This is a genomic window from Janthinobacterium sp. GW821-FHT03C08 (assembly GCF_059420905.1).
The window spans coordinates 87,682-112,617 of the sequence record NZ_JBWKUP010000015.1 but is presented as its reverse complement, the minus strand read 5'-3'; the positions used below and the strand labels follow the sequence as shown (position 1 = coordinate 112,617).

General features: G+C 52.7%; 25 protein-coding genes. 17 read left to right on the top strand and 8 right to left on the bottom strand.

Annotation, left to right across the window (positions count from 1 at the left end; all coding sequences use genetic code 11):
- Positions 1-102: 102 nt before the first annotated feature.
- The 7 genes from AC07VL_RS21530 (at position 103) to AC07VL_RS21500 (ending at position 6,574) form a co-directional block, all read left to right on the top strand.
- Complete coding sequence (locus AC07VL_RS21530) at positions 103-1,380, top strand: lipoprotein-releasing ABC transporter permease subunit (protein ID WP_494807647.1); 1,278 nt, start codon at positions 103-105, stop codon at positions 1,378-1,380.
- A gap of 102 nt (positions 1,381-1,482) precedes the next feature.
- Positions 1,483-2,748, top strand: a complete 1,266-nt coding sequence (locus tag AC07VL_RS21525) for a lipoprotein-releasing ABC transporter permease subunit (RefSeq protein WP_494807646.1) — start codon at positions 1,483-1,485, stop codon at positions 2,746-2,748.
- 16 nt (positions 2,749-2,764) lie between these two features.
- Entirely contained in the window at positions 2,765-3,490 is a 726-nt protein-coding gene (lolD, locus tag AC07VL_RS21520) for a lipoprotein-releasing ABC transporter ATP-binding protein LolD (protein ID WP_494807645.1), read from the top strand.
- A gap of 19 nt (positions 3,491-3,509) precedes the next feature.
- On the top strand, positions 3,510-4,307 hold the full coding sequence (locus AC07VL_RS21515) for a TatD family hydrolase (protein WP_494807644.1): 798 nt from the start codon (positions 3,510-3,512) through the stop codon (positions 4,305-4,307).
- A 4-nt stretch (positions 4,308-4,311) separates the two neighbouring features.
- Complete coding sequence (locus AC07VL_RS21510) at positions 4,312-5,553, top strand: PQQ-dependent sugar dehydrogenase (protein ID WP_494807643.1); 1,242 nt, start codon at positions 4,312-4,314, stop codon at positions 5,551-5,553.
- Between the two features lie 156 nt (positions 5,554-5,709).
- On the top strand, positions 5,710-6,099 hold the full coding sequence (locus tag AC07VL_RS21505) for a Rap1a/Tai family immunity protein (RefSeq protein ID WP_494807642.1): 390 nt from the start codon (positions 5,710-5,712) through the stop codon (positions 6,097-6,099).
- 1 nt (position 6,100) lies between these two features.
- A complete protein-coding gene (locus AC07VL_RS21500; protein WP_494807641.1) occupies positions 6,101-6,574 on the top strand; it encodes a T6SS effector amidase Tae4 family protein in 474 nt (157 codons plus the stop codon).
- A 3-nt stretch (positions 6,575-6,577) separates the two neighbouring features.
- On the opposite strand, the gene AC07VL_RS21495 is transcribed toward AC07VL_RS21500, so the two are convergent.
- A complete protein-coding gene (locus AC07VL_RS21495; RefSeq protein ID WP_494807640.1) occupies positions 6,578-8,563 on the bottom strand; it encodes a helicase-related protein in 1,986 nt (661 codons plus the stop codon).
- Positions 8,564-8,980: 417 nt separating this feature from the next.
- On the opposite strand from AC07VL_RS21495, the gene AC07VL_RS21490 reads away from it, so the two are divergent.
- Positions 8,981-9,772: a ComEC/Rec2 family competence protein gene (locus AC07VL_RS21490; protein WP_494807639.1), complete on the top strand. Its 792-nt coding sequence runs from the start codon at positions 8,981-8,983 to the stop codon at positions 9,770-9,772.
- Between the two features lie 10 nt (positions 9,773-9,782).
- On the opposite strand, the gene AC07VL_RS21485 is transcribed toward AC07VL_RS21490, so the two are convergent.
- The gene (locus AC07VL_RS21485; RefSeq protein WP_494807638.1) at positions 9,783-10,148 is read right to left on the bottom strand and encodes a helix-turn-helix domain-containing protein; all 366 of its coding nucleotides are present in this window, start codon (positions 10,146-10,148) and stop codon (positions 9,783-9,785) included.
- A gap of 364 nt (positions 10,149-10,512) precedes the next feature.
- Between AC07VL_RS21485 and AC07VL_RS21480 the strand changes: the two genes are divergently transcribed.
- From AC07VL_RS21480 to AC07VL_RS21470, 3 genes are all read left to right on the top strand, one after another.
- Positions 10,513-10,950 carry a hypothetical protein gene (locus AC07VL_RS21480; RefSeq protein WP_494807637.1) on the top strand — a complete coding sequence of 146 codons (438 nt, stop codon included), beginning with the start codon at positions 10,513-10,515 and terminating at the stop codon, positions 10,948-10,950.
- 219 nt (positions 10,951-11,169) lie between these two features.
- Entirely contained in the window at positions 11,170-12,972 is a 1,803-nt protein-coding gene (locus tag AC07VL_RS21475; protein WP_494807636.1) for a recombinase family protein, read from the top strand.
- 458 nt (positions 12,973-13,430) lie between these two features.
- The gene (locus AC07VL_RS21470; protein WP_494807635.1) at positions 13,431-14,141 is read left to right on the top strand and encodes an AbiU2 domain-containing protein; all 711 of its coding nucleotides are present in this window, start codon (positions 13,431-13,433) and stop codon (positions 14,139-14,141) included.
- A 22-nt stretch (positions 14,142-14,163) separates the two neighbouring features.
- Here AC07VL_RS21470 and AC07VL_RS21465 read toward each other — a convergent pair whose 3' ends face one another.
- From AC07VL_RS21465 to AC07VL_RS21440, 6 genes are all read right to left on the bottom strand, one after another.
- Positions 14,164-14,742: a hypothetical protein gene (locus AC07VL_RS21465; RefSeq protein ID WP_494807634.1), complete on the bottom strand. Its 579-nt coding sequence runs from the start codon at positions 14,740-14,742 to the stop codon at positions 14,164-14,166.
- 56 nt (positions 14,743-14,798) lie between these two features.
- Positions 14,799-15,848 carry a hypothetical protein gene (locus tag AC07VL_RS21460; RefSeq protein WP_494807633.1) on the bottom strand — a complete coding sequence of 350 codons (1,050 nt, stop codon included), beginning with the start codon at positions 15,846-15,848 and terminating at the stop codon, positions 14,799-14,801.
- Positions 15,849-15,976: 128 nt separating this feature from the next.
- Positions 15,977-16,165 carry a hypothetical protein gene (locus AC07VL_RS21455; protein ID WP_494807632.1) on the bottom strand — a complete coding sequence of 63 codons (189 nt, stop codon included), beginning with the start codon at positions 16,163-16,165 and terminating at the stop codon, positions 15,977-15,979.
- A gap of 388 nt (positions 16,166-16,553) precedes the next feature.
- Positions 16,554-17,186, bottom strand: coding sequence for a hypothetical protein (locus tag AC07VL_RS21450; RefSeq protein WP_494807631.1), 633 nt, complete (start codon positions 17,184-17,186; stop codon positions 16,554-16,556).
- Between the two features lie 420 nt (positions 17,187-17,606).
- A complete protein-coding gene (locus AC07VL_RS21445) occupies positions 17,607-17,936 on the bottom strand; it encodes a hypothetical protein (RefSeq protein ID WP_494807630.1) in 330 nt (109 codons plus the stop codon).
- A gap of 199 nt (positions 17,937-18,135) precedes the next feature.
- A complete protein-coding gene (locus tag AC07VL_RS21440; protein ID WP_494807629.1) occupies positions 18,136-18,741 on the bottom strand; it encodes a tyrosine-type recombinase/integrase in 606 nt (201 codons plus the stop codon).
- 194 nt (positions 18,742-18,935) lie between these two features.
- On the opposite strand from AC07VL_RS21440, the gene AC07VL_RS21435 reads away from it, so the two are divergent.
- The 6 genes from AC07VL_RS21435 to AC07VL_RS21410 all read left to right on the top strand — a co-directional run bounded on the left by AC07VL_RS21435 (position 18,936) and on the right by AC07VL_RS21410 (position 24,890).
- Positions 18,936-20,309: a serine/threonine protein kinase gene (locus AC07VL_RS21435; RefSeq protein WP_494807628.1), complete on the top strand. Its 1,374-nt coding sequence runs from the start codon at positions 18,936-18,938 to the stop codon at positions 20,307-20,309.
- 14 nt (positions 20,310-20,323) lie between these two features.
- A complete protein-coding gene (locus AC07VL_RS21430) occupies positions 20,324-21,466 on the top strand; it encodes an ATP-binding domain-containing protein (RefSeq protein ID WP_494807627.1) in 1,143 nt (380 codons plus the stop codon).
- Positions 21,453-22,892, top strand: a complete 1,440-nt coding sequence (locus AC07VL_RS21425; RefSeq protein ID WP_494807626.1) for a hypothetical protein — start codon at positions 21,453-21,455, stop codon at positions 22,890-22,892. The genes AC07VL_RS21430 and AC07VL_RS21425 overlap by 14 nt, the downstream gene beginning before the upstream one ends.
- A gap of 21 nt (positions 22,893-22,913) precedes the next feature.
- Positions 22,914-23,168, top strand: coding sequence for a hypothetical protein (locus AC07VL_RS21420; protein ID WP_494807625.1), 255 nt, complete (start codon positions 22,914-22,916; stop codon positions 23,166-23,168).
- A gap of 563 nt (positions 23,169-23,731) precedes the next feature.
- The gene (locus tag AC07VL_RS21415) at positions 23,732-24,328 is read left to right on the top strand and encodes a hypothetical protein (protein ID WP_494807624.1); all 597 of its coding nucleotides are present in this window, start codon (positions 23,732-23,734) and stop codon (positions 24,326-24,328) included.
- Between the two features lie 19 nt (positions 24,329-24,347).
- Positions 24,348-24,890, top strand: coding sequence for a hypothetical protein (locus AC07VL_RS21410; RefSeq protein WP_494807623.1), 543 nt, complete (start codon positions 24,348-24,350; stop codon positions 24,888-24,890).
- Positions 24,891-24,936 lie beyond the last annotated feature (46 nt).

The window sequence follows — 24,936 nt, the reverse complement described above, 5'->3', positions numbered from 1 at the left end:
AGGCGTGCGCGGTTTCACACAGAGATGACGCAGAGTTGATGCATGAAATGCCCATTGTGTGGCACACTGCGCGCTCGCATATCATCGTTGTCGCGGGAGCGCATGAGCATCATCAAACAATTTCCCTTCGAGTGGCAGGTCGGCGTGCGCTATACGCGCGCCGGGAAACGCAGCGGGCGCAATAGCTTCATTTCCTTCATCTCCCTCATTTCCGTGGCCGGCATCGGCCTGGGCGTGGCCGCCCTGATCGTCGTCCTCTCCGTCATGAACGGCTTCCAGAAGGAAGTCACGGACCGCCTGATGTCGGTGCTGGCCCATGTCGAGGTGTTCGACACCAGCGGCTCCATGCCCAACTGGCAGGCGCAGGAGCGCGCCGCCTACGCCAACCCGCAGGTGAAAGCCGTGTCGCCCTTCGTGGAAACCCAGGGCATGCTGCTCAACGACGAAACCATGCGCCCGTCCATCGTGCGCGGCGTGCTGCCGCAGCAGGAAGCCACCGTCTCCAGCGTGGCCTCCCAGATGAAGCAGGGCAGTTTCAATGCGCTGACCCCCGGTTCCTACAACATCGTGCTCGGTATCGACCTGGCCAAGGCACTGGGCGTGCAGGTGGGCCAGAACGTCACCCTGATGCTGGAACGCGAGCCGAAGGCGGGCGACCCGGCCAACGGCATCGTCATGCCGCGCATGCGCGCGCTCAAGGTGGCCGGCATCTTTGAGGCAGGTCATAATGAACTTGACGGCAGCCTGGCCTTCGTCAACATGCAGGATGCGCAGCAACTGCTGCTGCTCGACGGCCCGTCCGGCCTGCGCCTGCGCCTGCACGACATGAACCAGGCGCCGCGGGTGGCGCGCGAGCTGAAGGCGTCGATGCCGGGCCAGCTGTGGATGCGCGACTGGTCGCGCGCCAGCGCCAGCTGGTATGCGCTGGTGCAAAGCCAGAAGAACATGATGTTCATCATCCTCAGCATGATCATCGCCGTGGCCGCGTTCAACCTCGTCTCGACCCTGGTCATGTCCGTCACCGACAAGCAGGCCGACATTGCGATTCTGCGCACCCTGGGCGCCTCGCCGTTCTCCATCATGAAGATCTTCATGATCCAGGGCGCGCTGGTGGGCCTGCTGGGCAGTACCCTGGGCGTGGCCGGCGGCGTGCTGCTGGCGCTGAACGTGGGCGTCATCGTGCCCTTCATCGAAGGCATCTTCGGCCTGCACTTCATTTCCAAGGAAATCTACCAGATCAGCGCCGTGCCGTCGGACGTGCACTGGCTGGACGTGGCGCAGATCGGCCTGATCGCCTTTGGACTGGCGCTCGTGGCGACCATCTACCCGAGCTGGCGCGCCGCCAGAGTCAAGCCGGCCGAGGCGCTGCGCTACGAGTAAGCGGCTTGTAAAACCGGGGTCTGACCCGCCGGGTCTGACCCCAGCCCTTCGTTGCACGGGCTAACGCGATGATATGTTGCATACATAAGAATTAACGAATTAATGAGCATGTTAAAAAATCTTCCCTTCGAATGGCTGGTCGGCCTGCGCTACACGCGGGCCGGCAAGCGCAGTGGCCGCAACAGTTTTATCTCCTTCATCTCGCTCATTTCCATGGCCGGCATCGGCCTGGGCGTGGCGGCGCTGATCGTCGTGCTGTCCGTGATGAACGGCTTCCAGAAGGAAGTGACGGACCGCATGCTGTCCGTGCTGGCCCACGTGGAAGTGTTCGACAACAGCGGCAGCATGCCCGACTGGCGCGCCGAGGCGGCGCAGGCGTTCAAGAATCCGGCCGTGAAGGGCGCCGCGCCCTTCGTCGAAACGCAAGGCATGCTGCTGCGCGACGACGCGCTGCGCCCGGCCATCGTGCGCGGCGTGCTGCCCGAGGAAGAGCCGAACGTGTCCGACATCGCCGGCCAGACGCGCATGGGCAGCTTCAAGGCCCTGCAGCCGGGCACCTTCAATATCGTGCTGGGCATCGAGCTGGCGCGCGCCCTGCGCGTCAACCTGGGCGAGAAAGTCACCCTGATGCTGGCCCAGGGCCAGGTCACGCCGGCCGGCGTGCTGCCGCGCATGCGCAGCTTCACCGTCAGCGGCATCTTCCAGGCGGGCCACAATGAATTCGACGCCGGCCTGGCCTTCATCAATATCGAAGACGGCCAGCGCCTGCTGCGCATCGACGGCCCGTCCGGCCTGCGCCTGCGCCTGGCCGACATGAACCAGGCGCCGCAAGTGGCGGCGGAACTCAAAAAGAGCATGCCGGGCGACCTGTGGCTGCGCGACTGGTCCAAGCTGAACGCCAACTGGTTCGCCGCCGTGCAGACGGAAAAGCGCATGATGTTCATCATCCTGACCCTGATCATCGCCGTGGCCGCGTTCAACCTCGTCTCGACCCTGGTGATGACGGTGACGGACAAGCAGGCCGATATCGCGATTTTGCGCACCCTGGGCGCCTCGCCCGGCTCCATCATGAAGATCTTCATGATCCAGGGCGCGCTCGTGGGCATCCTGGGCACGATTTTGGGCGTGGGCGGCGGCGTGCTGGTGGCCATGAACATCGACGTCATCGTGCCCTTCATCGAACACCTGCTGGGCGTGCAGTTCCTCTCCAAGGACATTTACTTCATCAGCACCGTGCCGTCCGACCTGCGCTGGCCCGACGTCACCAAGATCGGCGTGCTTGCCGTGATCCTCGCCTTCCTGGCGACCCTGTACCCAAGCTGGTGGGCCGCCCGCGTCAAACCTGCGGAAGCCCTGCGCTATGAATAATCCACTGACGACTACCATGACCGATCTGAACAAACCTGCTTCCAACGGCGCTTCCGCCGATTCCGCCGTGCTTTCCTGCCGCGGCCTGGGCAAGACCTTCACGCAGGGCAGCTACAAGGTGCAGGTGCTGGCCGGCATCGACATCGACATCCACCGCGGCGAGCGCGTCGCCATCGTCGGCGCCTCCGGTTCCGGCAAGTCGACGCTGCTGCACTTGCTGGGCGGCCTCGATACGCCCACCAGCGGCAAGGTGGCCCTGCTGGGCAAGGATTTCGCCACCCTCAGCGAAAAGGCGCGCGGCGACTTGCGCAACGCCTCGCTGGGCTTCGTCTACCAGTTCCACCACCTGCTGCCCGAGTTTTCCGCGCTCGACAACGTCGCCATGCCGCTGATGATACGCCGCATGAAGCGCGCGCCGGCCACCGAGCTGGCGCAGCAGATCCTCGCGCGCGTGAACCTGTCCAAGCGCGTCACGCACACGCCGGGCGAACTGTCGGGCGGCGAGCGCCAGCGCGTGGCCCTGGCCCGCGCCCTCGTCACGCAGCCGGCCTGCGTGCTGGCCGATGAACCGACGGGCAACCTCGATCACGCCACGGCCGAACAGATCTTCGACCTGATGCTGGAACTGTCGCGCACCCTGGGCACGGCCTTCGTCATCGTCACCCACGATATCGAACTGGCCAAGCGCTGCGACCGCGTGCTGCGCCTGACGGACGAAGGACTGCAGCCTTATCAATACTGAGCAATACTGGGAGTCCGCCATGTGGATCGACACGCACTGCCACCTCGACGCGCACGAATTCGGCAGCGAATCGCTGCAGGTGGCGGCGCGGGCGCAGCAGCTGGGCGTGGCGATGATCGTCATCCCCGCCGTCGAACGGGCCAATTTCGCCATCGTGCGCGACCTGGCGGCAGCGGCGCCCAATGCCTGCTATGCGCTGGGCATCCACCCGATCTACGTGCCGCAGGCCACGGAAGACGATTTGATCGCCCTGCGCGCCGTCGTGGAAGCGGCCATGGCCGACCCGCGCTTTGTCGCCATCGGCGAGATCGGCCTCGATTTCTTCCTCCCGATGCTGTGCGAGCCGGCCATGCGCGCCAAGCAGGAGCATTTTTTGCGCGAGCAGCTGAGAATCGCCCGCGACTTCGATTTGCCTGTGCTGGCCCACGTGCGCCGCTCGCAGGACATCGTCCTCAAGCACGCGCGCCAGATCCGCCCGAACGGCGGCATTGCGCATGCGTTCAACGGCAGCTTCCAGCAGGCGCAGGGCTATATAGCCCTCGGTTTCAAGCTGGGTTTCGGCGGCGCCATGACCTTTACGCGCGCGCTGCAGATACGCCGCATGGCCGCCGACCTGCCACTGGACGCCATCGTGCTGGAGACGGACGCGCCCGATATTTCCCCCAGCTGGATCCACCCTGGCCGCAACAGCCCCGAAGAATTGCCGCGCATCGGCGCCGTGCTGGCCGAACTGCGCGGCCTGGATATTGCACAGGTGGCGCTTGCCACCAGCGCCAATGCCCGCGCCGTGCTGCCCCGACTACCCCTGATGGAATGAGACCATGAACAAGAAGATGATCGCAGGCGCCCTGGCCGCCTGCCTGTCCGGCGCAGTCCTTCCCGCCCTGGCGGCGCCCGTCGCCCTGTGCGACGGCATGCCGCGCCTCGACGTTACCACGCCGACCGGCTTTTGCGTGGCCGTGCTGGCCGACGGCCTGAAATTCCCCCGTGGCGTGCTGCCGCTGACGAATGGCGACATCCTCGTCACGGACATGGCGGGATGGACGCCGAAGCAGGGCAAGCTATGGCTGTTGCAGCGCAAGGCGGCCGGCGCCGGCTACGAACGCAAGCTGCTGCTCGACAAACTCGATCGCCCGAACGGCATCGTGCAGGGCCCGGACGGCATGGTCTACGTGGGCGTGGTGGGGCGCATCTTCCGCTTCGACCTGCGCGACCCCGCCCGCGCCATCACCGACATCATCGGCGGCACGGCCACGACGCCGGCCTTGCCGGGGCTGGGCCTGCACCTGCTGACGAACATGCGCTTTGGCCCCAAGGGCGACCTGTACGTCAACGTGGGTTCGAGCACCGACCACTGCGAGAACGACGGCAAGGCGCCCGATCCCGCCAAGCCGTGCGCCTCGGCTGAAGGCCCGGAAGCGCTGGGCGCCATCCGCGAATACAAGATGACCTGGCCGGCCGGTACGGTGGCGGGCTGGCGCACGCATGCGCGCGGCTTGCGCAATTCGATGGCGCTGGCCTTTCACCCGGCCACGGGCGAGCTGTGGCAGGCGGAAAACGCGCGCGACGCCATCCAGGCGGCCATGCCGCAGCTGAAAAGCGACGAGAGCTTGCCGCACGAGGAGTTGAACCTGATCCAGGCCGACCAGCACTACGGCTGGCCCTACTGCTACGACGACAACGTCGCCAGCCCCGAATACCCGAAAACCAATTGCGCCGCCAGGTACGTGGCGCCCCGGCGCCTGCTGCCCGGGCACGCCGCGCCCCTGGGCATGACGTTTTATACGGCCAGCCGCTTTCCCGCGCTGTATAAAAACAGCCTGATCATCGGCTACCACGGCTACCGTGCCAACGGCCACCGCCTGGTGGCGCTGCTGCCCGACCAGGCCGGCGCCCCGCTGGGCAAGTCCGTCGAGCTGATCGGCAACTGGGAGCGCAAGGGCAAGCAGGGCAGGGGCGCGCCCGTGGACGTCAAGCAGGGCCAGGATGGCGATATCTATATGGCCGACGACCATAACGGCCTGGTGCTCAAGCTGCACTATGCGGCGCCGGGCAAGCCCTAACCCGACAACAGCCGTAGCGCCAGCAATGCCGTCGGATGACGCGCGCCTTCGGACGCGCGGATCCGACCTACCCGACCTGTGCTTGACCTCGCTCAGTGCGGGTCTGGCGCATCCTCCTACAATCGGCCAGACGTTCCCCATTCACCAGGGCTGGCCATGCATGTCCCCTTGCTGCTCATCGCGCTGTGCCTGTGCCTGCCAAACGCGCGCGGGCAGGGCGCCGCCTACCCGCCGGCGCCGCGCCTGAGCGCCGAGCAGCTGATCGCCGATTACCGGGAGACACCGCCGGCGCGGCAGGCTGCCGATCCCGCCATGCTGCTCAGGCAGCGCTATGCCAGGGGCTACCTGGCCGGCGTGGCCGATGCGGGGCAGGGCAGGCAGTGGTGTGACACGGGCCGCATCAAAACCGTGGAAATCGACGCGCAGGTCATCGCCGAACTGAAACGGCTGCCCGTCCGCGCGCGCCAGGGCGATGCCGCCATCCTCGTCGTCGCCATCCTGGCGCGGCATTTTCCCTGTTCCGCTTCACCACCGAAGGGAGGCTGACGTGAAACCTGCATTCATCAAGCTGCGCGAAAATTATCCGAGCGTGGCCGCCGTCGACCAGGCCACCCTGTTCGGCGAAATCGGCTGGGAAGACCTGGTCGGCAAGGACAGCTTCGCCAACACCTGCGCCATCCGCGTCAGCCTGGCCCTGATCAAGGCCGGCATCAAGCTGAAAGGGCGCATGGCCATCCGCAAGGGGCCGTTCAAGGGCGCGCTGATCGAGCCGGGACAGGCCAGGCTGGCGCACATGCTGGCCAGCCCCGCGATGTTCGGCGCGCCCGAAAAATTCGCCCGCGATGCGGCCGTCGCCGGCATCGGCCAGCGCAAGGGCCTCGTGGCCTTTTTCCGCATTCCCGGCTACCTGGGCGGCGCGGGCGGGCATATCGACATCCTGCTGCCGGCGGCGGGCGTGCAGGTGTGCGGTTCCGAATGCTACTGGACGTGTGCCGAGGTGTGGTTCTGGGAACTGCGCTAGGGCCTATTTGAACTTCTTCGAACGTCCGCGCGAGGCCGCATTGTGCGCGCGCAGGATGGAATCGACCCGTTCCGAGGCGTCGCGCGACAGGTTTTGCGCGACGGCGATATCGGGGAAGAACTCCGGCAGGCGGTAGCTGAGCCAGGCATACGCGGAGTAGTAGCGGCAGGTGTCTTCCACCTGCTGCAGGTTTTGCGTGCCGCCGCCATACGCGTGCTGGCGCAGGGTGGACGCCTTGCCCTGCGACAGAATCTTCGCCCAGTGCTCCCACGCCGTCTGCAGGGACGGCACCTTGCTGGAGATCGGCACCAGCGACAAGGTAAATTTGTCGGCCACGGACAGGGGCAGGGTGTCGAGCCAGACGGCGCGCTCCTTCTGGTCTTCCGTGATGCGCGGGAAGAAGAAGCCGTCCGGCACGTCGATGTTATGGATGAAGCGGCGCAGCAGCTTGGACAGCGACAGCTCGCCCGTGACGGACGAAATGCGGTGCAGATGCTCGAGCGAGGGCGCCACGGCGAAGCCGCTGGTGTTCAGCGGATGCAGCTTTTCCTTCAGCAGGGCGCGCATGACTTCATGCGTCTCGTTGTCGTAGCCGGCCACGAGTCCCTCTTCATGCACGCCGTAGCGGCCCGCGCGCCCGGCGATCTGGCGCGCCAGCGCGGCGGAAATCTCTTCCTCTTCGCGGCCGTTGTATTTGACGCTGGTGGTCATGACGATGCGCGCGATCGGCATGTTCAGGCCCATCGCCAGGGCATCCGTGCCGACGACGATATCGGCCGTGCCGTCGCGGAAGCGCTGCGCCTGCGCGCGCCGCACCTCGGGCGACAGGTTGCCGTAGACGGTGGCCACGGACAGCCCCGTTTCCGTGATCATGTCGCGCCACATCAGCACTTCGCGGCGCGAAAAGGCGATGACGGCGTCGCCGCGGCGCAGGTTGCGCACCTTGCGCACGGCCGTCGCCTCCATCGACAGGGGCGCCATGCGCTTCAATACGTGCACTTCCAGCGGACAGTCCAGGCGCTCGGCCAGCGCCTCGATGGCGCGCCGCGCTTCCGGCGCCCCCACCAGGTAGACGGTGTGGGCGGGCGCGCCGCAGACGGCGGCCGTCCACGCGGCGCCCCGGTCCGGGTCGGCCAGCATCTGGATTTCATCGATGACGGCCACCTCGACGACGGTTTTCGTGTCCAGCATTTCCACCGTGCTGGCGATGTGCGTGGCGCCGTCGACGACGCGGCGCTCCTCGCCCGTGATCAGGCTGACGGCCAGCGGCTTGCCGTGCGGCGCGGCTTCCTGCAGGCGCTCGTAGTTTTCCAGGGCCAGCAGGCGCAATGGCGCCAGGTAGATGCCGCTCTTTGCCTTGACCAGCGCTTCCATGGCGCGGTGCGTCTTGCCGGAATTCGTGGGCCCCAGCAGGGCGATGAAGCGGCGCGGCAGGCGGCGCGCCATCTCGAACGAGGCGGGATATTCGGCCAGGTTGATGCTCTGGCGCGTGCGCGCCGCGTGCTGCTCTTCCTGCTGGCGCTCGATGGCGTGGTTGAAGCGCTGGCGGATGCGGTCGAAGACCATGCCGGCCGGCTCCGACGTCTGCATGTCGCCCAGCGTGTGCAGGAACAGCATCGGGTCGGCTTCGACGTCCTCGCACTGGCCCGCGATATCGGCGACGAAGTCCATCACGTGCTGGCGCAGCTCCTCGAAGACGGCCGCGCTGGCCCGTTCGCGCACGAGGGCCAGCCGGGTCTCGCGGTCCATTTTGCGCCACTTCGCCGGCCGCGCCAGCACGCCCTGGCTTGGTACCAGCGCATACGGCACGCGCAGGCCGCCCGCCTTGACGACGCCGGAAAAGCGCACGAAGACGCGGCCTTCCATTTTCACCAGGCGGACATGCTCGGCCAGTTCCCCCAGTTCCGCGACCAGGGTGGCGTCGTTATTGTCTTCGGTGCTGTCGGTAAGGTCGGTGGAAGTGTCGGGAGGAAGTGCGGAGGAAGTCATGTCGTGCCTGGGTGTTGAAATAAGCGAGGCCGATTATACCGTCGATGGCGGCGGGCGGTGGCGGCGCGCTCAGGCTGCCGGATGTGCACGCGGCGCGGGCGCGTGCCGCGCGCAGGCCAGGTCGAGCATGTGCAATGGCGTGTCCACGGCCGGTATCAGGCTGGTTGCCTTTGATGAAAGATAGGTGTCGGCCGCAGTCAGTGGGGGTAAACAAGGTTCGCACAGTCATGGCGGCTTGGCGCCGGATGGCCATCTCCGCATGCGAAAAGTGACACCTACTGCCGTGGAGCACTGCATGGACGAACGGTTTTATCCACGCCAGCATTGCGCCAGATCAGACGGCAAAGAGTGGAACGCGATCATAGTAGCTGAGTCCTTTCGCCGCGCGCGACCATTCTGCCTTGATCCTGCCTTCTCATGCGCATCCTGATACTCGGCTTTGTCGCCGGCGCCGCCTGCCTGCAGACGCAGGCAAGCTTGCCGCGGCATGCGGGATGGATGTTGCTGGCGAGCGCAGGGGCGGGCATGCTGGCCGCTGTGCTGCTGCGGCCTTGCGCGCGCTGGCGCTGCGTAGTCGCGCTCATTGCCGGTGCCGGGCTGGGTTTTTACTGGGCCGCCTGGCTGGCCCAGGCCGCGCTTGCGCCGCAGCTGGCGCTGGCCGACGAGGGGCGGGACGTCACCGTCACGGGTACCATCGCCAGCCTGCCGTACCGCTTCGAGCAGGGCGTGCGCTTCAATTTTGCCGTGGAGCAGGCCGTTGGCGCGACCGTGCCGCGCCTGATCGCCCTGTCCTGGTACGCGGGCTTTCGCGATGCCATGACGAATGCGGTGGGCGACGTGCAGCCGGGCGAGCGCTGGCGACTGACGGTGCGCCTGCAGCGTCCGCACGGCAATGCGAACCCGCAGGGCTTCGACTACGAGGCGTGGCTGCTGGAGCAGGGCGTGCGCGCCACGGGCTACGTGCGCCCGCCGCCGCGCGCCGATGCGCCGAACGTGCGCCTGGCCGCCTTCGTGCCCGCTTTCGGCAACGTGGTGGAAGCGAGCCGCGCGGCGCTGCGCGCGCGCATCCTGCGCAGCCTGGAGGGAAAACCGTATGCGGGCGTGATCGTGGCGCTGGTGGTGGGCGACCAGCGCGCCATTGCCCAGTCGGACTGGCAAGTGTTCAACCGCACGGGCGTGAGCCATTTGATTTCGATAAGGTGTCTATGAATACATAACTTTAAGAGTCACTTTCTCTCTGCCGCCCATTTTTTTTGAGATGATTAGATAGTTTTTCGACAACGGAGACAATTACCTGTCTATCGACAACAGAGTTGCGCATAAGCATTTGATCGATGTATGCAGCTTGATCGGATGGCCTGCGACTTCCTTCGATCAAAAAAGTTTCGACACCGCAGTTGAACAAGTCGGCCAGCTCATATAGTTTGAAAATCCCAGGGCTGACTAGCCCCCTTTCAATACGAGAGAAAGCCTCGGTACCAATTCGCAGTCCTTCAGCTACTTCTTCTTGTGTCAGACCTGCAATCTTCCTCTTACGAGCGATTGTATCGCCGATCTTCTTGTTGATCGATAGTTCGTTTGCCATGTCCACCTCAAATTTTCATCCAACTTAGATGGTGGTCTATCGACTCTTTCTTCGTAACGACTAAAAATGTTGCTAATCAACTGTTTACATCGAAAATATAACGGTATATAGTTGTCACACAACCTTTTTAGTTGATTTAAGGCATGGCACAGGTGGATGGTATTTACTTTACATGTCTTACTGTAACTGAGCATCTACCTGAAATTTTAGAAAGTATTTGGTTATGGAGAAGCGCTGTAACTTTTGACGGTTGATATTTCGTGTGGTGAGTTCAATTACCTGCGATAGAAATTGTATATTGGTATTTGGTTTTTCTGTAATACAGCGACATACCATTTGTGTCTAATAAAAGGAGAAATGTATTGTGATTGATAAGCAAAGTAACGATGCGCAGACTAGTGGATTTAAAAGGAAGGCGTCATGGTGGCTAATTGGGGCAATTGTTGTTATCCCGTATGTTGGGGCATGGTTCACACTTAAAAGTGGCTATAGTAAGCTAATACGTATTTTGGCATTTTCATGGATGGGCTTGGCAATAATTGGGGCAATGTTGCCGAAGCATACATCGAAGAGTCCCGAAACGTCTCCTGCTCAAGCGGATGAAGTGACAGAGCAAGTTATAGCTGTTCCTTTGTCTCCTGCTCAAGCGAACAGGCAAATGATTGATAGTATTGATGCGAAGGGTGGGCGGTGTTCTCAGCATGCTTTTGCACTCAGGAATGAGCTTCAAATGGCAGAGCGCTTTGGTAATGATACACGGTTCCTGCAAGCTCTCGGGCGTGCAACAGAGGAAGGATGTTGATAATAATTTAGTTGAAAAATTATTAATTTAAATATATTGGTAATGATTAACTAAGTAAAAATTTGAAAGCTTAAGACATCGGGAATAGTTGAAAAACTATTCCCTTTTTTTGCACTTAAAAATAGTGCTACTTTTTTAAAGTGGATTTTCATAAGTTAAGCATTATGTTATAATGTCAAGTGAATTGTGAAATAATTTTATTACATTAGGGGGTTGATCGTGCCGGTTGCATATAGTTATGTTCGTTTTTCAACGGCTGAACAAAAAAAAGGAGACTCACTTCGTAGACAGTTGGAGCTTTCTGAGAAGTATGCAATTGAGAATTCCCTTACATTAGATAGTGATTTCCAATTGCACGATCTGGGATTTTCCGCATTCGATAGATCTAATATAGAACGAGGTGCGTTGGGTGGATTTTTGGAGGCTATTAAAAGAAAGCGCATAGCTCCAGGTTCTTATCTTTTAGTCGAGTCTTTAGATCGACTGTCGAGGGACAAGGTATTGGCAGCACTTGAGATTTTTATTTCAATATTGAGCCATGGGATAACTATAGTGACTTTGGCGGATCGCATGATTTACAATAGTGAATCGGTCGGAAGTAACTTTGGAAATTTAATAATATCAATTACCGTAATGGCTCGTGCACACGAGGAGTCGGTGACGAAGAGTCGCCGAATCCTTGCCGCGTGGGAATCCAAGCGGTCAAATATCGGCCGAAAGAAGCTTACAGCTCAATGTCCTCGTTGGCTTAAGCTTAATGAAGAAAAAACAGAATTTTTATTTGTGCCAGAACGTGCTGCATTAGTAATCGAGATTTTAGCGTGGCACAAAGCAGGCTTAGGGCAATCAGTAATTGCAAAAATGCTTAATAAAAGGGGTGAGAAACCCTTTGGTCATGGAAAAGGTTGGCACTCTTCTTATATTCAGAAAATAATTAATAGTGATGCTCTTTATGGCGAATTTCAACCCCGCCTTTGGAACAGAGGTGAGAATATTGCGGAGGGAGAACCGATAAAAAACTACTTTCCGGCATTGATTACAAAGGAAGAGTTTAATCTTCTTAAAAATTTTCGTTCGGAGCGCCGCTTTCCAGGTGCGAGAGCGAAAAAGAGCACCGACATACCAAATATTTTAAGTGGTATTGTTAAGTGCGGTTATTGTGCTAGCACTATGGTTTTAACTACCACTTCAGCAAAAAGAACTCGGTCAGAGGATGGTGGCGGCATTAGTCGCCCTTCAAAAAAAGTGCTCGTTTGTGATGGTGCAAGAAGGGGCTTGGGATGTTATGCAGTTCAGTGGGATTATAGTGCGGTTGAGAAAAGTTTTCTTTCCTTTTGTTCATCGATAGATCTTCCTATGTTGCTCAATGATTCGAAAATAGTAGAGGCTGATAAAAAACGAGAAATGAATATCTCGGAACGTCTCGTATCCACAAATGTATCAATAATTGATTGTGAGTCGAGGTTAGAGAAATTATTATCTGCGCTCGAAACCGCTCAAGGTTCCGACGCAATTGTTCGACGAATAAAAAAGGTTGAATTAGATTTGTCTAAAATGTCTTCCGAAAAAATAGTCTTAGAGCGTGAACTTTCTTCTCTCATGACGACGGTGCATAACATTTCTACTCATGCTGAGTCTATTCAGAATGCAATAGAAACGCTTAATTCGCTTACTGGTGAACAACGGTTAATAACTAGGTCTATGCTTTCCGAAAATATCCGGCATTTGATTGAGGCTGTAAAATTATACCCTGCAGGAAGACTTATTGCGCCAGAGAAGTTAGCTTCGTTGCGAAGTGAGTTGCTTGCTAATGGATGGGAAGAGGGAAGGGTTAACGAGTATATCGCTAATGCTTACCGAACCAAGCCACTGCGTACAGGCCGCGGAATCCGAGGGCGCTATGCATCGAGAGCTGATATCGGACGATTTTTTGTTATTAAAGCCCGAAATGGTAGTATGCGGGTTGTCTTTCCAGATTTTGAAGATCCGTCGAAGGTGCTGGTAACTTTAGGTGAAGCATGACCTGTTCTGAGTTCTGGAAATAGTTACTGCCTATGGCTATGTTTATAACTTCTTTGGGGTCTCCAGATGAGGCCTCTCGACTTAAAGAAGGTTCTTTCTATAAGGTTATAGCCCTAAACTACGACTAGGATTCAGGTCATCCTGGATAGTGATGAAAATATGTTAAATGTAGCTTGAGTGGGAATTTTTCAAATAGGGGTTAATGTGGATATCTTTTCAATTGTTTTTGAAAGGTATAGGCGTGGAGACCCGAAAACTTTCTAACTTCATCTAGATTTTCAAAGAGCGTGAATTGATAGAAGGGAGATTTCCAGACCTGATTGTTGATATATGCGAACACAAATGCCATCAAAATTAAACATTAGATGCGCGGTTGATGCGGGCGTAAAAAAGTCCCTTTAGGGTTCAGGTGATACAATGAGGTTGAAGTTTATTGATAAAATGGAAAGATTTTTTCTATGGCCTTTGATGAAGAGTTGGATGAAATGAAGAAAGCGGTAAAAGCCGCAGAGGACGAAATCGTTATGGCCGTCATGTTTCATGAGACATGGAAGCCAACAGCCTATGATGAAGACCTCCACAAGCGGATGGGGAATTCGTTCGCTACGCATTCTTTTCAGATAGTACGGTCGTCTCTTCGACGTGAAATGTTGATGGCTTTAATGAGGCTTTGGGATAAGGATAAGCGCGCCATCCGAATGACCAATATCGCGGATAAGTTGCGTCACAAGGAGTTTTTTGAGGCGCTTGTGGCTAAGCGCGCTGGCAGTACTGGGCTATCGCCGAATGGCGTCAATCAGTATATGAGGGAAGCCCTAAAGCCAAAGAGGGACGCTGTCGTCAAGCTAGTTCAGAAATATTCCGAGGGAGGATCAGGTTTCGCCGTGATTGAGAAGCTCCGGGTGCTGCGGCATGAACGCCTAGCGCATCGGCAAACAATGCAGTCAAGCGAGACGAGAGTGGATGCGAGCGATCAAGAAATTGAAGCCTTCTACGAAGACAATTTGGAGCTTGTTAGCCTTCTTCTTTCGCTCGTGATGGCGACAGCTTTTGATCTCACAGAGGCTGCAGGCGTATATCGCCACCATGCGAAATTCTTCTGGGCGAACGCACGAGGTGAGCGAACCGAAGGTCATCCAAACTACCGCGCACCTAAGCTACCGCTTTAGTTCTTGGGCGGTTGGGTGCGGGTTAGCTCAGGTGAATTGGGCGTGGTGCCTCTGTAGGCTTCGTGACAGTAAGGCGGTGACTTACATCAGGGGCTTTCCTGATTTTGCCATCTTCAAGCCGACTTAGGAAGAGCTGCAGTTCAACACAAACGTTCGACAAGGTGGACCAAAGCTTTTCTCGGTCGCCACCTTCGATCGGCTTTTGATCGAAGGTGTATCCACTTAACTGCCCTATCATTGCTCTAATGTCATTTTGCTCCAACGAAACGCCTTCCCAATTATGGGCATATCGATTGCGCACTTTTCGCAATATCTCCATGTCCTTAAACTGATCCTCAGTTGCTAGACCAAATGCGTACACCGCTTTGATACGACTGCTTAAGGTGCCAATTGGCGCATTAAATCCGGAGATCAGCTCACGAGTGGCCTTACAGTCTCTGAAATAGGCCAGTAAAAGGCGGCCTAGCGTATCCTCGATAAAGGTCGCTAGAGACAATACCATCGAATGGTCGTCCTGGCCGCGGACCAATCGTAAGAATCGATTCAGATTTCTAAGTGAACCTTCGTCATCAAGATCGTCGGGATTTTGGTCAACTGGCATAGATTTGGTGAAATCGGTGTAAAAAATAAGTCTACTTGAAAACGTGCTTAGCAGTTCTAATTTTTATCGAACTTGAGGTCATAGCCTGCGCGTTCCAGGACTAGAGCGGATAAGGCAGCGGTATCGACCGGTTTGGCGCAGCGCCATCCGTCATGTTCACTGAAAAATGCGTTCGAAGTGCTGCGGAGGTATTCATGCACTACGTCGATGACTTCGCGCTCAAGACGGAAGTAGATGTTCCACTTCGATCCATTACCATCTTGTACAATCGGCTTGAGCATTTTCCAAATCTCTTTGATACTCGCGAGCATTTCCTGCACTTGCGGGTCAGCTTTGATACGGTCAAGCGCATCGCGGTTATAGCCCAACAGCTCGAACGTGGAGCAGGCGTAGTACGGGGTCAGGCGGGCACCGTTGAAGAGGCTGTTGATAACCGCTTTTGATTGTTGCAGGGTCAATCCGGATAGCTCAGAGAAGTGTTCACGAAACGCGCCTTTTTCATCGAGGTACCTTTGCACGCCGGCTAGTTTTTCAGCAGGAAGTCCACCGATGCGTGCTGTTTGCGCCAACAGATTAGGGGCGCAGGCAGAAATGTCATAGTCGTAAGGCAGATACTTCGACCAGAATTCTTCCTTTTCGCTGCGGCGTATGTTCTGTAGTCCGTGCCAGAGGCGCTCGGATTTCTCGCGATAGTTGAACTCAAGGGTGTCCAGTTCATACTGATATTTTTTTTCGTACTTCTGTAAATCGCTGAGTGCAATTGCTGTTTCGCCCATCATTGAGCGGATACGTGCAACAGCACCCTCGCGAAGCCTATAACCGTATACCAGTTTGCCCGGGTGGTAAATGCCACTCTGAATCAATAGGTTGTAGCGCAGCCACTTCGACAGTGGGTTCTGCTGTTGGCCAAACACGTCAGTTATCGACAGCTTTTTTGCTGAAGGCGAACCCTTCTTTGTGCTTGTGACAGCTCGAATGTTTGTAGGCTGGTGCTCAAACAGATTTGAGTCACACCAAGCGAGGACAGACGACACACGTTTCTGAACCCGCTTGTCTTGCAGGTTAGGAGTGTACGCGTCGTCAGGCTTGGTGAGCTTCAATGCCATTTCAATCTTTCTTCAATGCTTCGAGTACATCTATCTTCAGGACTTAAAGATCTTGCATTTTATCGGTGAGGATCGATCATCCACGTTTCTACGCAAGTTCCTTGGACTCGATGAGAGCCAGCCCAGTTTTAGTCATCCGTGACACCCACGTTGTCCGCAAAGCGTGCCATCGACAGCCTACCGACGTAGCCCGCAAAGCTACGTGCTTGACCCTGATAGGGGCCAACCAAATCGCGGCCTTTCAGTTCATTCAGCACGTTGGCCAGCAGCGCAGACAATTGCAAGTCGTCAAGCGATTTTATTTCTTCTTTGTTCATGGTGTTATCCTGTAGTTGTGTAAAATACATAATTGTAAATTTTACTACTCTATATACAGAGAATGGGGAGTATAAATGGTTTTCAGGTAACTCTGAGTTGCATGATTTTTTTCACTGTCAAATGCAGTGCAAATGATCCAATACGACGCGATACGTCTTCATACAAAATTTTTTTGCGGTTTTTCACGTTATTCATAGGGCACTTACTTAGCTATAGCTCTATGTTTATTACTTCTATGAGACGAGAAATTTTTCTCGTCATCAGTAGGTAGATATCAGCATACAGCTCTATGTTTATTACTTCTTTTTTGGGCAGGAAAATATCTGCGGCGCGCGAATGATTCGCAACGATGACAGCCTTACGGCGCTTGCGAAGACAGCGCCCAGCTCACCATTTCTTGGCGAATGGCCCATCCGCAGTTGCCTGAATGATCCTAGGAGGGGTGCCGTCGCTGGGCGCTTGAACAAGCCAAGTTCCCCTGAATACCGGTGTTTGGATCAATGCTGCATGCGAATGTAGTAGGGTGCGCAATTTGCTGACTACGCTTGGAATCTCTTTTGCAAAGTTATCCCAGCCCTTTTCGCTGCCCCATGGATTATCAGCATGAAGAAACTTGCCTAATCGGGCGTAGAATTTCTCGAATTGTTTGCGCGCCATGTATCCATCTTTGAGTTCCTGAAATGCGAATTTTCCCGGAAGCTCTTTAACTGGTTCTCCAAGTGCTATTGGGTAGAAGTCAGGGTTTACTTTCTCAAGATTGAGAAAAATTGATGATGCGCTCCAATCATTTCCGTGGTGAGCTGGTTTAGTAGCATTCTTACGAAATTGCTCGTACATCTTCTCATTTGGTGCAATCGACGCGAAGGCAACCGCTTCCATGGCCTTCCGTAATTGCAGGGCAGCAGACTCAAGATCGTAGATGTGCGTTTTTTCTTCATAGGCCGCGACGTAGATTTCGCATACAGAAAGTCGATCCAGTGCTTCGGACATCATTTTGAGGTAGATATCAGTAGGTTTCATGCTTCTAGATTACTACAAAATTGTCGCGAATCGTCGGTGATAGCTCCGCGTTCCAGGACTGTACCTCATGCGTGAAGTGGTTTTATACAGGGGAAATATTCCCCAGAATATAATGGCACTAAGGCAACAATGAGAAAGTGTCAAAATTGCAATATATCAACTCCTTATCTTCTATATGCAAGGTGACGAGTCGAGACCGTCAGTGTTGTGATTTTGATATTAATGGGAGTCGGGAATGGCAGGTGGGGGAGTTTGTACATTGCTGGCTATGCGCGGATGATGTCAAAGTGCGTGACCGGCAAACGGCCTAGAAAAACGTTCTCGGTGCGCTAAAATTGAGTTTGCTCGAGGATGAGTACTCTAGCTTTCTGAGTGAAACGTCTGCCTGCGCCGTCGCAGGCAGTAAGCTAGGAACCTAAATTAATTTTTAGAAATTTTAATTTTAAGCAATTTTTCAATCAGTTCATTCGCGGATGGATCGCCATGTTCAACGAGCAAGGAGATACGACGCATTACAAGTCGTGCTTTGTGAGAGTTTCCGCGCGACAGTTCACGCATCACTGCTGTTGGGATTGGGGAGTTTGCAGCAAGCTTTGCCTTGATAGTGTCAGCATTCAGCTTGATTTTCTTTTCTTGTTCAATCAATGCATTGTCTACCTCAGTCAACGTCATGCGCGCCACCGGTGTGTCGTCCCGTGCCTCCTTACTTGTCGTGTTCAGAGATGCGGTGCGAGAAGCTTGGTCGTTCATAAATTTCCTTGATCAGTTGTCTCTCAGGATCGAGAGCTTCTGTTGCTAATCTATACAGATGGGCATGCATGTACATAGGAAAATTGTAACGGGACTAGCGAAGTTATGTGATTGTCTAAATGCTGGCCGTCGAGGATCGGTCCGCTGTGAGAGATAGGAATTGCGAAGGGGCAACTATTGGCGAGGGGAAGTAGCCAGTCTATACTCCAATCTTGACGTCCTCACACATTCGACGGAGGCGTACTGGATTATCTTCAACGTAGTGTGCAGTCATAGCAATAGACCCATGTCCCATAAGGGTTGATACAGCTTTTATGTCAGCGCCGCGCTCGATCAGCGATGTCGCGAACGTTCGACGGCCAGAATGACTAGATGCCTGATCAAGTCCAGCCCAGAGATATATTCGTTTGAAGAGCATCTGCATTGTATTAGGGGTAAAACTACCGCCTTTTCTTGATCTGAACAGAGGCGCTTCTGGGTGGAGAGCAATCGTACCTTCTTTGCGCCTTTCCTGAAGATAAGCGATCAGTGCTTTTCGAACATCTTTGTTTGTGAGGTAAATCAGACGCTGCCTTCTACCCTTTGTAGTGTTCCTGGTGAGTAAAACTTCGTCTTTGACTGTTCCGTTATTGGCGAGTACGTCTCCTACTTTGAGCAGGCTCATCTCTTTTGCGCGTAGGCCAAGCGCTGTGGAAAAGTAGAGGAGTGCTACGTTTCGGTTCGCCTGGCCGTGGATACGGGCTGTGGCGACCGATCGTCGAAATTCCTGTTCAGACAGAACTGGTGCCTTTTTTTCAGCAGTCATTAAAATCTCAAAGTGTTATTAATATACCTACTATAAATTATAACACATTGAGAGTACACACTTTTTTGAATTGGTTCTAAGTTATTGAATTCATTAGCAATGTTTTACAAATGCAATTTGTAAACATTTGATGTTGACTAACATCATTTTTCTGGTAGGCTTGATAACTCTTCAATGTAACGAAAGTTGTCGATATGCCCGAAATGCCGGAAGCTCAGCTTAAGCGGTTAAGAACGCTTGCGGAACAGTTTGCCCACTCTCGACGGGGCAACATTGGCAGCGATCTCGGATCTGGAGGCTCTGCGGCCGTATTCAAATACACTCATGGAAAGAATGTTTTTGCTATTAAAGTATACGAACCGTCCTTTTTTGACGAAAAAGACGGCCCTGCTGAGCGCCACAGAATAGACTTGCAAAGAAAATTAATTGGCCATGGTTGTGTCAGTTTAGTTGAAATTATTGGTATTGATTATGAATTTGATACTTGCTTTATTACGATGGAATTCGTGGAGGGCGTCGAGCTAAGCAAATGTTTAGATAGAATTCCACGTGAAAGTATCTTTGGACTGATTTGTCAATTATCAGTTGCGTTAAGGTATCTTTACGATATTAACCTCGTGCATAGAGATATTAAACCTCATAATGTTATGGTTTCTGGCGATTTTCAGAAACTTACTCTTATCGATTTAGGCGTTGTTCGTGAGGTCGACAGTAAAGAAGATTATGATGGAACTGATCATGGGGGCAGGAAGCCTTTTATAGCAACAGCGCAGTATAGTTCTCCAGAATACCTTTTTCGTTTGATTGAGCCTTGTGCAGAACTTTGGCTTGGTTTGACATTTTACCAAATCGGTGGAGTGCTTCATGATCTAATTGCCCGTCAACCGCTTTTTTTTGATCAAATAAAGTCAGAAAATAGATATGTTGTGGCAATGGCAGTGCTCCGAACTATGCCCTTATTTGATTCTATTACGGATGTGGATGTGGGGCTTAAATCTTTAGCGATGCGTTGTCTGACAAAAGATTTGTCACATCGCCTTAATGTTGTCAATTGGAATGATTTTCAGCCGAAATTGAGCTCTAGAGATAAATTGCGTAATAGGCTAGGTGCCATTTCCAGCACAGATACTGTCGGTATTGAATTGGAAAAAAGTAAAGTGTTGTTGGCTAGACGTAATTGTTTCGCATCGTTGGTTAGAGAATTTAAACTCCAATTGCATGAAGAGTACGATGAGGTTCTTTGTGAGGAAATATCCGTCAACATCCCTCAAGATAGTGCTTTAATTTTAATTAAATTGCAAAAGCTTGGGTTGACTGTAGGACTATCTCTTAGGATTGATTGGCGCGATGAGGATCATAAGGGTATTTTACTATCGAAAGCAATATTGCATAATGACAATGTTCCAGTTCACTTCTTTGATCCAAATAAAGAAATTATTGAGATCGATATAAATGTGCCTAATGATCCGAATGCGGTCCACGAGCTAAAAAATACCACGGCAGATGCATTGGTAAAAGCAATGGACTGTCATGCATCAGGCGAAATGCCAGAGCAAGGCGTGCTTTAAGATAGGGAGGGGTTATGCAGGAAAGTTGGTGGAAGGAACGGAAAGACCTAGATCCCGAACAAGAAAGAGTGATCGTTCTTCAGCCGGACGGAAATCATCTTTTGGTTGGTCCACCGGGCTGCGGGAAAACGAATTTGTTATTGCTACGTTCTAAGTTTTTAAGTAGTGCTGGAAAAACCAATATCCTTTTCTTGACGTATGGGCGCACGTTGGCGGAATTTATTAAAACAGGGATTGGGCCAAAGCAGCTTATAGAAGAATCATCGATTATGACTTTTCGATGGTGGGCGAAACGTATGCTGGGCGAGTTTTCTCCAGCATCTTTGAAAAGTGAGCCTGACGAATTGTATGAAAAAGTCCGCCACTGGTATATCGAAGAACTCCAAAAAGCCTTGGTAAATTTACCCAAGGATTATTATGATTCAATATTCGTCGATGAGGTGCAAGATTTTGGGTTTGAGGAACTGCAAGTTTTATCCCGACTAACAACTCGGTTGAACATGGCGGGAGATCATCGCCAAAGTATATTTCAGGCTGAAGGTATAACTTCAGCCGAAAAATTTGATTTTAATACGATTAGGTTGAATTATCATTATCGTATCGGATTTGAAATATGTAAAATCGCAGATAAAATATTGCCGCCGACAGATGGAGTTAGTCCGCTGCTATCCACTAGTCATTATCCGGAAAAGAAAAATCCATCTACGGCCTCATGTGAACCTTGCGATAGCTTTGATGAGCAATTGGAGAAGATGTGCGGTTATATAAGAACCCAATTAAGAGCATTTGTTGATGAGACAATAGGCATCTTGGTACCATCCTTTAAGCATGGTATATTAGATAGGATTCAAGAAGTGCTGGGGGAAACAGAATTTTCTGATCTTGTTGGTTATCATACTTCTGACAGTAGAAAATTCGATGGAGCTAAACGAATTTTCGTAATGACTTGTCATTCCGCCAAGGGGACGGAATTTAGGGCAGTGCATATTTTAGATTCACAAAAATTTGTTGGTCATTTAGGAAAGCGCACGTTAGTTTTTACGGCTGTAACTAGAGCTAAAACGTCATTGCGCGTATATCACACTGGTCGTTTGCCGTCATTTATTGTGTCCGCATTTGCAGAAGAAAAGGTCGGAGATATTGATGCAATATTCTAAAGAATTCCCGATGAAATGGTTTGCTGTTCGCAAGACAGATTTGCCATCAATTTTGGAGCGGAGTGCTCCAGAGAGTAACGGCTTGGCTAAACCAAAATCTGACGAAGAGATAAATGTTGGCTTTGCCCAAGGGCCAGATAATTGGGTATTAAGTCAAATAATTATTAATGATAGGTCTAAGCAAGAGGTTCTTGCTTGGATAGCTACTTTTGCATCAGAAATATTCCCATTAAGCCAGGTGGCGAGATTGTTGTCTTGGCAGGATTTTTCGGAACTAAATGGTTGTGAAAATTCTGTGCAAGTTCTTGGTCGAGAATTGGTTTGGCCCTCTCTGATCATTGGCGAAACACTGGCTCAGGGCGAAGCTTCACAATCACTTCAGTCGCTACCGCTTTCTAGAATTACTGCTAGCTTTAGTTATTGTCAAGCGCGATCAGATATCCTCTATGGTCGGAATAACAAAGTATCTAACCTTTGCGCTGAGAGATTAGAGCAGCTCGAATCGGAGCGTTCATTCATTCGTCGCCCAGTTGGCGTCCGTGAGCTGCGGTCGGCTTGGAATTTCGTCAATGATTTTTTTGCAAGTAGTATTTTTCAGAAGGAGTGGATTCGTCAAATTATTGAAATAACGGAGGCGAAGACTTCACCAAAAATATTTAATAGTTTATTTAAGAATTTAGATATTTCCGTCTCTCGTTTGGCGCAAGGTGGTGTCGAGGAAAGGGTATTAGAGTTTGAGCGTGCGGTGGAAAATTTCATGCCTTATATTAATAAAAACCCAGATGTGCGAGGTGATATTCCTTTGGTCATTGCAGGCCTTTGTTTCCTCGTCGGGGGTGGCACCAGCCATATAACTTTGCTGGACGAATACGCCACCGGTTTCCCAGCGGTTTACTTATGGTTTGGACTTCTGGCCGGTCTTGCCGGCCCAACAGCGTGGGATTCCCACTGGGCTCGTTCCTGTACGTCTGTGGAGCGCCAACTTAGGGCTGGGTTCAGGCAGCTAGATCCGCCTAGCGCTGACATATGTTGGGCCGAATATGAATGGATAGCTTCTCAACGTGTGACTTTGCCATGGCTACGTGAATTACCGAAGCTTTATCCAAGGCTTGTATCCATAGAGGTATTTCCTGGCGCGACATGCCAGCTTCGGTTGGCCGATGCGGATGATGCAAATCGAAAAAATCAATCACGGATCGATGTAGTAGCCTCGGAAGAGAAAAAAGTAGAGGCTTTACCATTATTGGATACTGGAAAAGTTGAAGATGTGGTTCGTAAGCTAACAACACTGTTGGCTGATGTTCAAGCGCTTTTACCGCAAGATGCTACGATTTACCCCCCTATACAGCCAGGCTTATTCGGATCACAACCTATTAATGAGCAAAAGAAACCTCCGCGTAAGCGGGCAAGCAAAAAATCAACGTAACAATTCGCATTGGAGGCGAGTATGAAGTTAGGCGGACATGAGTTGGCAGTGGTGAAATCGGCTACTTTTGAGATAAGTGGAAAAGGACCAATCAAAATCATCCTTGCCAAGACGCAAGATGGCAGCGGATGGCTCTCTGCAATATCTTCGGAGGAGATAGGAGGAACGATGCATGGCGGGATTCAGGAACGCTCCGCAGCTGAAAAACAATATGTTGATTATTCTGCAAGGGCTGCGCGCGTTACTGAATCGGACTCTCTGATACTTGTTCCTTAGAAACTAATTGGAAGAAAATCGTAGAAGTGGCTTCGTTTAGTGTTTATGTATTCATAGATACCTGATTTCACTCTGTCACGCTATTCCTTTATTGCCTCCCATCAGCATTCAAAAGTGGAGTGAAGTTTTTCTCAAGCAAGGGAATGTCTATTTTTGGTTCGCCTACCCGCCGACTGCATCCTTTTCTTGCTGTTGTGAATCGTAAGCGTCGATTCTGGATCGCACCGCCCGGTTAACTTGATGCACGCCTTAGGCAATCGAATTTGAAGTGTGTCTGTGACAATTGGAGAGTAAGTGGACAAAATAAGTAGTCAAAATGACCGGTGTTGACGATTTGTTCGATGTGTGGTTTGTAATTTGCGAAATCATACAAAGCTGAACAATTATTTTCTCCGTGTCAACGATGCTTTGGTCGCGTTGCGTAATAAGCGCCCATTAATTCCACACAACTTTTCTACTTGATAGGACTAGACGCTATGGATACGAGAGATACGAAAGTTCAGACGAGAAATTTCAGAAGCCCCCGTGTTGTATTGCCTACGGTTAAATTGATGCCTCAACGAATGGACGCCTTGGAAGGCTCCAGCAAAAGTGGGGTTGCAGTCACTACGTATGGAAAAGGGCAGGTAACCGGCGGTATCTACACAGTTCCGGCACACGGTCAAATCGATCTCGATTTCAAGGTGCGAATTCTCTGCGTTACACCAGAAGATGTTCAGAACTTGAGCAACCTCATTCGCTCCCTTTTGGATTCGTCTAAGAAACACGTCTTTGATGAGTTGGAGACGACCAGTGTTTCTGGTGGAGCAAGTTTCTTTGGTTTTTTCGGTTGGGGTGGTGCTTCTGGATCGTACAGTGACACCAAACATACCATGGACAGCTTCGGTTTGAGTGAGGAAAACCAAAGAACAATTGTTGATGCCATGATGAAAGTTGTCCAAACACCTAATGAATTTAATTATAAAGGAACGGTCTTTAACAAAGATTATGACTACGACGTTTCTGGCAGCCTTTGGGGCATTGTGATGGATGCCACAATTAAGCAAGATCAATATCAAAATTCAGTACGTTTCCTAGCCCCAAACGTTCACTTGGAAGCGCCTGATGGAACCAGCCTTCCGTCGGTTGGAAAACTATATCAGCTAAATAACCTCATGTAATGCAACGGGGGGGGGCGACATGTTACAGCATGCATTGAAACTGCTTTGCCTGTTTAGCTTAGTGGGTTGTGGCTCGCTGCCATCATCCGTCACCCCTGTCGTTACTAAGCACGAAAGTTCCGCTCAATCTGTAAGAGTTGATCTTGAGCCTGATTGGAAAATCCAGAATTTGAATCCAAGTGAGGATGAGATTCTCATAGATGGAAAAGTTCATCCATTTTCTATTGATGTGCATTTTTTCTTACATGGAACTGCCACGCGTAATTATTTGGTTTTCTTCAAAAATAATAATGTAAATCATCATCCGTTAAAAGTAGAATTGGAAAGTTCTCAAGGAACGATTGATTTCAAGGCTACATCGACATGGTATGCTAAGGCGAATGGCAAAGACCAATACGTGGAAATGAATCTGTATAAAATGGAAAAATCGGCATCCGGAAACACAAAAATTACGACCCTTCTTAAGAGCATCGAACGAAAATATAAAGTTGTATGTGATAAGGAGGAATTCCCATTAATACGCTTCTTTAAGCGCATATTTGATTGTTGTGAAGATATATAGCTGACGCTGCTACTACGGATGTCAGCGCCCTCTAGCCTGAGAGGCG

Bases quoted from the DNA above. Each gene is read 5' to 3' on its own strand.
- AC07VL_RS21530 (WP_494807647.1), top strand. From the start codon at position 103: ATGAGCATCATCAAACAATTTCCCTTCGAGTGGCAGGTCGGCGTGCGC.
- AC07VL_RS21525 (WP_494807646.1), top strand. From the start codon at position 1,483: ATGAGCATGTTAAAAAATCTTCCCTTCGAATGGCTGGTCGGCCTGCGC.
- lolD (WP_494807645.1), top strand. From the start codon at position 2,765: ATGACCGATCTGAACAAACCTGCTTCCAACGGCGCTTCCGCCGATTCC.
- AC07VL_RS21515 (WP_494807644.1), top strand. From the start codon at position 3,510: ATGTGGATCGACACGCACTGCCACCTCGACGCGCACGAATTCGGCAGC.
- AC07VL_RS21510 (WP_494807643.1), top strand. From the start codon at position 4,312: ATGAACAAGAAGATGATCGCAGGCGCCCTGGCCGCCTGCCTGTCCGGC.
- AC07VL_RS21505 (WP_494807642.1), top strand. From the start codon at position 5,710: ATGCATGTCCCCTTGCTGCTCATCGCGCTGTGCCTGTGCCTGCCAAAC.
- AC07VL_RS21495 (WP_494807640.1), bottom strand. From the start codon at position 8,563: ATGACTTCCTCCGCACTTCCTCCCGACACTTCCACCGACCTTACCGAC.
- AC07VL_RS21490 (WP_494807639.1), top strand. From the start codon at position 8,981: ATGCGCATCCTGATACTCGGCTTTGTCGCCGGCGCCGCCTGCCTGCAG.
- AC07VL_RS21485 (WP_494807638.1), bottom strand. From the start codon at position 10,148: ATGGCAAACGAACTATCGATCAACAAGAAGATCGGCGATACAATCGCT.
- AC07VL_RS21470 (WP_494807635.1), top strand. From the start codon at position 13,431: ATGGCCTTTGATGAAGAGTTGGATGAAATGAAGAAAGCGGTAAAAGCC.
- AC07VL_RS21465 (WP_494807634.1), bottom strand. From the start codon at position 14,742: ATGCCAGTTGACCAAAATCCCGACGATCTTGATGACGAAGGTTCACTT.
- AC07VL_RS21460 (WP_494807633.1), bottom strand. From the start codon at position 15,848: ATGGCATTGAAGCTCACCAAGCCTGACGACGCGTACACTCCTAACCTG.
- AC07VL_RS21455 (WP_494807632.1), bottom strand. From the start codon at position 16,165: ATGAACAAAGAAGAAATAAAATCGCTTGACGACTTGCAATTGTCTGCG.
- AC07VL_RS21450 (WP_494807631.1), bottom strand. From the start codon at position 17,186: ATGAAACCTACTGATATCTACCTCAAAATGATGTCCGAAGCACTGGAT.
- AC07VL_RS21445 (WP_494807630.1), bottom strand. From the start codon at position 17,936: ATGAACGACCAAGCTTCTCGCACCGCATCTCTGAACACGACAAGTAAG.
- AC07VL_RS21440 (WP_494807629.1), bottom strand. From the start codon at position 18,741: ATGACTGCTGAAAAAAAGGCACCAGTTCTGTCTGAACAGGAATTTCGA.
- AC07VL_RS21435 (WP_494807628.1), top strand. From the start codon at position 18,936: ATGCCCGAAATGCCGGAAGCTCAGCTTAAGCGGTTAAGAACGCTTGCG.
- AC07VL_RS21430 (WP_494807627.1), top strand. From the start codon at position 20,324: ATGCAGGAAAGTTGGTGGAAGGAACGGAAAGACCTAGATCCCGAACAA.
- AC07VL_RS21425 (WP_494807626.1), top strand. From the start codon at position 21,453: ATGCAATATTCTAAAGAATTCCCGATGAAATGGTTTGCTGTTCGCAAG.
- AC07VL_RS21420 (WP_494807625.1), top strand. From the start codon at position 22,914: ATGAAGTTAGGCGGACATGAGTTGGCAGTGGTGAAATCGGCTACTTTT.
- AC07VL_RS21415 (WP_494807624.1), top strand. From the start codon at position 23,732: ATGGACGCCTTGGAAGGCTCCAGCAAAAGTGGGGTTGCAGTCACTACG.
- AC07VL_RS21410 (WP_494807623.1), top strand. From the start codon at position 24,348: ATGTTACAGCATGCATTGAAACTGCTTTGCCTGTTTAGCTTAGTGGGT.